The sequence below is a fragment of the Methylobacterium nigriterrae genome (genome assembly GCF_037106235.1).
Classification (GTDB): domain Bacteria; phylum Pseudomonadota; class Alphaproteobacteria; order Rhizobiales; family Beijerinckiaceae; genus Methylobacterium; species Methylobacterium nigriterrae.
Map to the genome: position 1 here is coordinate 1 of NZ_JBAWTG010000926.1, position 266 is coordinate 266.

Annotated in this window: 1 pseudogene; it reads right to left on the bottom strand. The window is 68.0% G+C overall.

The window, feature by feature from the left end:
- A pseudogene (locus WDW90_RS39720) lies at window positions 1-266 on the bottom strand (hypothetical protein); the annotation flags it as partial.

Sequence of the window (266 nt, forward strand, 5' to 3'; positions counted from 1 at the left end):
GCTGGCCAGAAGAAGGGCCAGGACGGCGAGCACCAGTACCTGCATCGTGGCATCGCGGCCCGCGGGACGTCACGGTGCCGGCCTTGAAGTCGATCGCGGCCGAGGTGAGGCGCGCCTCCTCGCCCTTGTCGGTCCAGAGGCGGATGTCGCGATCGAGGTTGAGCGATTCGCGGGACGAGTCGAACAGGCCGGCGGCGGCCTCGATCCTGGCCGAGCCCGCTGCATCGAATTGGCGGAGCGTCAGAGTTTCACGTTGCCGGTTGATG